This window comes from Shewanella sp. T24-MNA-CIBAN-0130 (assembly GCF_040310185.1).
Taxonomy (GTDB): Bacteria; Pseudomonadota; Gammaproteobacteria; order Enterobacterales; family Shewanellaceae; genus Shewanella; species Shewanella psychromarinicola.
In genome coordinates this window covers 1-6,676 of sequence record NZ_JBEOPP010000100.1, presented here as the reverse complement: position 1 = coordinate 6,676, position 6,676 = coordinate 1, and the positions used below count along the sequence as shown (strand labels likewise).

7 protein-coding genes and 2 tRNA genes are annotated in these 6,676 nt (G+C 41.1%); 4 read left to right on the top strand and 5 right to left on the bottom strand.

Translation table 11 applies throughout. The annotated features are described in order from the left end of the window. Window positions 1-395: 395 nt before the first annotated feature. The 4 genes from rplT to thrS all read right to left on the bottom strand — a co-directional run bounded on the left by rplT (window position 396) and on the right by thrS (window position 3,520). A complete protein-coding gene (gene rplT / locus AAEZ02_RS21430; RefSeq protein ID WP_101031404.1) occupies window positions 396-752 on the bottom strand; it encodes a 50S ribosomal protein L20 in 357 nt (118 codons plus the stop codon). Window positions 753-768: 16 nt separating this feature from the next. Then, window positions 769-963: a 50S ribosomal protein L35 gene (gene rpmI / locus AAEZ02_RS21425; protein WP_011496149.1), complete on the bottom strand. Its 195-nt coding sequence runs from the start codon at window positions 961-963 to the stop codon at window positions 769-771. Between the two features lie 82 nt (window positions 964-1,045). Beyond that, window positions 1,046-1,588, bottom strand: a complete 543-nt coding sequence (gene infC / locus AAEZ02_RS21420) for a translation initiation factor IF-3 (protein WP_101031402.1) — start codon at window positions 1,586-1,588, stop codon at window positions 1,046-1,048. Window positions 1,589-1,591: 3 nt separating this feature from the next. After that, window positions 1,592-3,520, bottom strand: a complete 1,929-nt coding sequence (thrS, locus tag AAEZ02_RS21415) for a threonine--tRNA ligase (RefSeq protein WP_101031400.1) — start codon at window positions 3,518-3,520, stop codon at window positions 1,592-1,594. Window positions 3,521-4,027: 507 nt separating this feature from the next. Between thrS and AAEZ02_RS21410 the strand changes: the two genes are divergently transcribed. Beyond that, window positions 4,028-4,228, top strand: a complete 201-nt coding sequence (locus tag AAEZ02_RS21410) for a CPXCG motif-containing cysteine-rich protein (protein ID WP_101031398.1) — start codon at window positions 4,028-4,030, stop codon at window positions 4,226-4,228. A 67-nt stretch (window positions 4,229-4,295) separates the two neighbouring features. On the opposite strand, the gene AAEZ02_RS21405 is transcribed toward AAEZ02_RS21410, so the two are convergent. Beyond that, on the bottom strand, window positions 4,296-4,910 hold the full coding sequence (locus tag AAEZ02_RS21405; protein WP_124014155.1) for a riboflavin synthase subunit alpha: 615 nt from the start codon (window positions 4,908-4,910) through the stop codon (window positions 4,296-4,298). 30 nt (window positions 4,911-4,940) lie between these two features. Here AAEZ02_RS21405 and AAEZ02_RS21400 point away from each other — a divergent pair, with 30 nt between their 5' ends. The 3 genes from AAEZ02_RS21400 to AAEZ02_RS21390 all read left to right on the top strand — a co-directional run bounded on the left by AAEZ02_RS21400 (window position 4,941) and on the right by AAEZ02_RS21390 (window position 6,676). After that, window positions 4,941-6,302 (top strand): MATE family efflux transporter, encoded by a 1,362-nt coding sequence (locus AAEZ02_RS21400; protein ID WP_101031394.1) that lies wholly within the window; start codon window positions 4,941-4,943, stop codon window positions 6,300-6,302. A gap of 185 nt (window positions 6,303-6,487) precedes the next feature. After that, window positions 6,488-6,564, top strand: a tRNA-Val gene (locus AAEZ02_RS21395). A gap of 38 nt (window positions 6,565-6,602) precedes the next feature. Beyond that, window positions 6,603-6,676, top strand: a tRNA-Val gene (locus AAEZ02_RS21390).

Below are 6,676 nucleotides of genomic sequence, written 5' to 3'. Positions count from 1 at the left end.
ATTATGTATGCCTAGAGCTTACCAAAACCGGACAAGCTAGTTGTCGCGAACCGGCCAAGTTAATTGTCGCCTAATAGCTAACGAACTTTAACTTGCGATAGTAAATAAACATAAAATAGTTCTTTGTCGGGCTAACCGCATTGGATCCATTGACAATATTGCAGTGTTTGACGAGTAGAGGTGTCTGATTAATAAATCACAAGTTTGGGATATAAATAGATCGAAGTATGCTCAATGGTATTGTTCTATCAACTATCATGTCTGTAGTTGAGATCACCTCTGAAAGTGGCAGGCATGAAATGGTGAGAGGCATTGTATGGCAAGAAGCTTACTTTGTAGCAGATATAAAAAAAGGAACCCGAAGGCTCCTCTTTTTAAAGCGACCAACTAATTACTTAGTTTAACGCTTCTTTTGCTTTTTCAACTAAAATTGCAAAAACAACTTTGTCGAAAACAGCGATGTCAGCCAAAATCTTACGATCGATTTCAATAGACGCCTTTTTCAAGCCGTTAATGAAACGGCTGTAAGACAGACCATTTTGACGAGACGCTGCATTAATACGTGCAATCCATAACTGACGGAATTGACGTTTTTTCTGACGACGATCACGGTAAGCATATTGACCAGCTTTTGTTACTGCCTGAACAGCAACACGGTAAGTACGGCTACGAGCGCCATAATAACCTTTAGCTAATTTTAAAACTTTCTTGTGACGAGCACGTGCGGTTACACCACGCTTAACTCTTGGCATTTTCTAAACTCCTAAATTAAGCGTATGGTAATTGACGCGCGATTGCTGGAACGTCAGACTTAGCAACTAAACATTTAGCACGTAAGTGACGCTTACGCTTAGTGCTTTTCTTGGTCAAAATGTGACGTAAGTGTGCTTGCTTGCGCTTGAAACCATTAGCGGTTTTCTTAAAACGCTTCGCTACACCCTTGTCTGTTTTCATTTTAGGCATTTCTAAAACTCCGCATTGGGACGTTAATAAACGTAAGGCGAGCAAAAGCCTCAAGAGACTTTTACTACTTTAGGTTGCCCTACTATTTCTTTTTAGGTGCTAGCACCATAATTGCTTGACGACCTTCCATTTTAGGGAAAGATTCGACAACCGCATACGGTTCCAAATCGGCCTTGATACGGTTCAAAAGATCCATACCTAGGTTTTGGTGTGCCATTTCGCGACCACGGAAACGCAGCGTAATTTTCGCTTTGTCCCCATCTTCTAGAAAACGAATCAGGTTGCGTAGTTTTACCTGATAGTCGTTATCATCAGTTCCAGGTCGGAATTTAATTTCCTTAACCTGGACCTGTTTCTGCTTCTTCTTTTGTTCCTTTTGAGCTTTCGCTTTATCAAAAAGGAACTTACCGTAGTCCATGATGCGACAGACAGGAGGCTCAGCATTGGGACTGATCTCGACAAGATCAACTCCGGCTTCATCTGCAACGTTCTGAGCTTCTTTTATACTTAATATACCAATTGGTTCACCATCTAAACCTGATAAACGGACTTCAGGTACACCAGTGATTTCATCATTGATTCTATTAGGGGCCGGCTGTCGCCCTGCTGTTCTTTTGATCTTTATGACCTATTCCTCCAACAATTTGAGACTACGGAGCGAAATCTGTTGACGTATCATCGCGGCGAAATCTTCTAGTTTTAACTTGCCTAAATCGATACCGTCACGTGTACGCACCGCTACTTCCTTATTTTCCATTTCTTGATCACCAACGACCAATAAATAAGGCACACGTCTTAGAGTGTGTTCGCGTATCTTAAAGCCTATTTTCTCATTCCTCAAGTCAAAAGATGTCCGAATACCCTGTTCTTTGAAGAATTTAACGATTTCTTCAACATAAACAGCTTGTTTATCGGTAATATTCATTACAACCACTTGCGTTGGAGCAAGCCATGTTGGAAATTTACCCGCGTATTCTTCTATCAAGATACCTATGAAACGTTCTAAAGAACCTAAAATAGCACGATGGATCATTACTGGCGTCTGGCGACTGTTGTCTTCTGCGACATAAGTCGCGCCTAAACGATTCGGTAATGCATAATCGAGTTGTACTGTACCACATTGCCATGCACGATCTAAACAGTCATGCAAAGTAAATTCGATTTTTGGGCCATAAAACGCACCTTCACCGGGTAATATTTCAAATTCAATATTATTATTGGCAAGTGCTTGCTTTAATGCCTCTTCAGCGCGGTCCCACATGTCATCGTCGCCAATACGTTTTTCAGGGCGCGTTGACAGTTTAACCTCGATGTTGTCGAAACCAAATGTCGCGTATGTGTCATATACCATTTGGATACATGCACTCACTTCTTGTTGAACTTGATCATCAGTACAAAAAACATGAGCGTCGTCTTGGGTAAAACCACGTACGCGCATTAAACCGTGAAGTGAACCTGATGGTTCGTTACGATGACAACAACCAAATTCAGCCATACGTAATGGCAAGTCTCGATAAGATTTTAACCCTTGGTTAAAAATCTGTACATGTCCTGGGCAGTTCATTGGCTTAATAGCGTATTCACGGTTTTCGCTGTTAGTCGTGAACATGGCATCTGCGTATTTATCCCAGTGGCCAGAACGTTCCCACAATGCACGATCCATCATCAGTGGGCCTTTCACTTCTTGATAAGTGTATTGACCTAGCTTTTGGCGAATGAACTTCTCAAGCTCCAAAAATATGCTCCAACCATCGTTATGCCAAAACACCATTCCAGGTGCTTCTTCTTGCATGTGGTACAAATCTAATTGCTTACCAATTTTACGATGGTCACGCTTAGCGGCTTCTTCTAAGCGCACTAAATGGGTTTTCAACGCTTTTTTATCTGCCCAAGCAGTACCATATATACGTTGTAGCATTTTGTTATCTGAGTTACCACGCCAGTATGCACCAGCAACACTCATCAATTTAAAATGCTGACAAAAACGCATGTTAGGTACATGCGGTCCACGACACATATCAATGTATTCTTCGTGGTTATACAGCGCAGGTGTTGCGTCTTTACTGATATTTTCATCAAGAATGGCAACTTTATATTCTTCGCCACGAGCACTAAATGCATCGTGAGCCTGTTGCCAAGACACAACTTCTTTAACCACATCGTAGTTAGTTTTTGCTAAATCAAGCATGCGCTTTTCTAAGGCTTCGATATCCTCATGCGTCAGCTTATGATCTAAATCGATGTCGTAATAAAATCCGTTATCGATTACAGGGCCAATCGCCATTTTGGTTTCAGGCCACATTTGTTTGATCGCGTGACCTAATAAATGGGCACAAGAATGGCGAAGAATTTCAACACCCTCTTCGTTTTTAGCCGTAATGATAGCTAACTCTGAATCTGCAGTGATTAAGTCTGTTGCATCTTTTAGCTCACCATTTACTCGGCCAGCAATACACGCTTTAGCTAAACCAGGGCCGATGTCTAATGCAACATCAAGAGTCGATACAGGATTGGCAAACTCACGTTTGCTGCCATCAGGCAATGTAATAATAGGCATGAAAATTCCTTGTCCAGTGGTGACCCACACGTAGGGCCACATGGTAATTAAGTATGTTCTTTTTGAACGAGTGACACGCTAATGAAATCAAGACAGTACAGGAGTCTTAGTTACCCAAAAACGCAGGTCTCTATTCTATGTGATAAGCGGATTATGGCGCAACCATGACGGGATGAATAACAGGTATAAATGGTGTTTTTTGCTAAATTAAATGAAAAGAAGCTGGCTAATGTTATTAGCGATTATTTAACGAGTGCAATCTCGATCGAGTCGCTGCGCCGCAGTCACTGTTTATACAATGTGGCGATTTAATTACCGATTTAATTACCAGTGAATTATATTGATAGCATTACTATCTGATTATAAGCAATATTATTAAATAAAATGTCATTAATCTTCATCTTGAATGAAAATTATTTTGATTTGATAGAATCATTCATAGGAATGATCCAAAATGCTAAATGCTCACTATACTTATTAATAACGAGTCAGTGAGGAGTATTAGTTATGAGACTGCTTTCGCGCGCCATTTGTTGCCCCCATTGCGGGCATAATCAATATGTCACTTTAGATGCCAGTTCAGGAGATCAAGAATATTATGACGACTGTCGTATTTGTTGTAATCCAATCCACATTCGGATGCATCTAGATGATAATCGTAGAAAAATAGAACTTCATATCGATTCAGACGATGAACAAATTTATTAATCCATAGCACTTGCCTGCTTAATCTGCGAAGCAAGCAAGTTATGGCACTTTATGACGAGTGGCTTATTTACGCAAGTTGCTTATTAGCCAAAATGCGCTCAACGGTATCAACGATAACCTGCGTTTGACTGTCAATTTCGATATTAATCCTACTGCCAACGGTGCAATCGTCCAAATTGGTCAGCTTTAACGTTTCAGGAATTAAATGCAGCATAAATCCATTGTCAGTGAGCTTACCAACCGTTAAGCTACAGCCGTTAATTCCAACAAAGCCTTTATAAAATATGTAGTTCATCCACTGCGGATTAACTTGCAGTTCTATATTATAGTGCTCGTCGGTGTTACTCACGGCTTTTACTGTGGCCAGAGTATGCACATGACCTGATAAAATATGCCCACCGATTTCGGACCCAAACGTTAACGAACGTTCAATGTTTATCCTATCACCGACATTGGTATTACCTAGGTTAGTTACGGCTAATGTCTCTTCCATTACATCGAAAAAAACCTTATCATTTAGTATCTTGGTAGCAGTAAGGCAAACACCATTATTGGCTACGCTAGCACCTGTTACTAATCCTTGTGTTAACTCTGGCGTCATAGCGATTTCAAAGGTTTTAAGACCTGTAGCATTGTTAATTGAGACCACCTCACAAGTGGCTTGAACTATACCAGTAAACATATTTTATCTCGTTCCGTTATAGGTTTTTTAATGAATAATACAGGGTTTCAAATTTCACGCTTGATAAAATTAGCGCTGCCGGTACTGATTGCACAAGTGACTCAGACCATGATGGGCTTTATTGACACCGTTATGGCTGGCCGCGTCAGCGCAGTAGACATGGCTGCAGTTGCTGTGGGCACCAGTCTTTGGTTACCTGCAATCTTATTTGTTCAAGGTTTACTCATGTCTTTTACGCCAGTATTTGCACAATATCATGGTGCAAATAATCAGCAAGCCATTCCCGCGATACTGTTTCAGGCTGGATATATTGCCATAATTGGTGGTATTGGTGTGATGTTCTTTCTCACATCTTCTACTTATTTACTCGAACTAATGAATTTAGAACCCAAGCTGCATGCGTTAACGGTTGGTTATATTGATGCTATTTTGTGGGGCGCTCCGGCCTTCGTGTTGTATCAAGTACTGCGCGGTTGCAGTGAGGGTATTTCTTATACTATGCCAACGATGGTGATTGGCTTTATTGGATTAGCCGTCAATATACCCGCCAATTACGTGTTTATTTATGGTGGTTTTGGTATTCCAGCAATGGGCGGTGCGGGTTGTGGTGTAGCTACAGCGCTTGTGTTTTGGGCTATGTTAGCCGCCATGATCATTTACATGTTAGTCGATAAAACCTTTAAAGAGCTGGAACCGTTTAAACAGTTTTATCGTCCGCACTTAGCTAACATGTGGGCGATGACAAAGCTGGGGATGCCAATTGCAATGGCATTATTTTTTGAAGTCAGCCTATTTGCCGTCATCGCGTTATTTTTAGCGCCTCTTGGCGCCAATGTAGTGGCGAGTCATCAAATAGCCCTTAACTTCTCTTCAATCATATTTATGCTGCCATTATCTATTGGTATTGCGGTGTCTATTCGTATTGGTTATTACCTTGGTCGCGGTCAACCTGAGATATCAGCGCTTGTCGCTAAAGTTGGATTAGGTTTGTCTTTAGTCTTGGCCGTGTTTACCGCCCTACTGACGGTGACCTTTAGGCATGAGATCGCATTACTCTATAATGATAATCCTGAAGTGGTTACCTTAGCGGGTAGCTTGATGATGCTTGCTGCATTTTATCAAATATCCGACTCCATCCAAGTTGTCGCCGCAGGAGCGCTAAGAGGCTATAAAGACACTCGAAGTGCGTTTTACATTACCTTGTTTTCGTATTGGTGTATTGGCATGACCATAGGTTATGTGTTGGGATATACTGACATTGTTCGACCTGCCATGGGCGCTCATGGATTTTGGATTGGGTTAATTGCAGGATTAACATCGGCGGCAATTTTATTTGCAATAAGATTAAAGTACATTCAAAAGAAAGGTTTGGTATTTAGTCAGATAGGCTAAATTATGAAAATTACCAAGGTTAACCATTTAACATTGCTTAACCTTGAAGCAAGTTGCACAGCAAATCACCATTTAGATATAAAAATGGTTTTTTTGCTTGCAAGCTATAGGCTATCCCACTTACTATAGCATCCACTTTGAAGCGAGATGTTTTAAAGTTTTTGATTTTATTAAAAATAAGTAATACACCCGTAGCTCAGCTGGTTAGAGCACTACCTTGACATGGTAGGGGTCGGTGGTTCGAGTCCACTCGGGTGTACCACTCTTCTGACAGAGTATAAATAGTCAAATTCATACAATACACCCGTAGCTCAGCTGGTTAGAGCACTACCTTGACATGGTAGGGGTCGGTGGTTCGAGTCCACTCGGGTGTA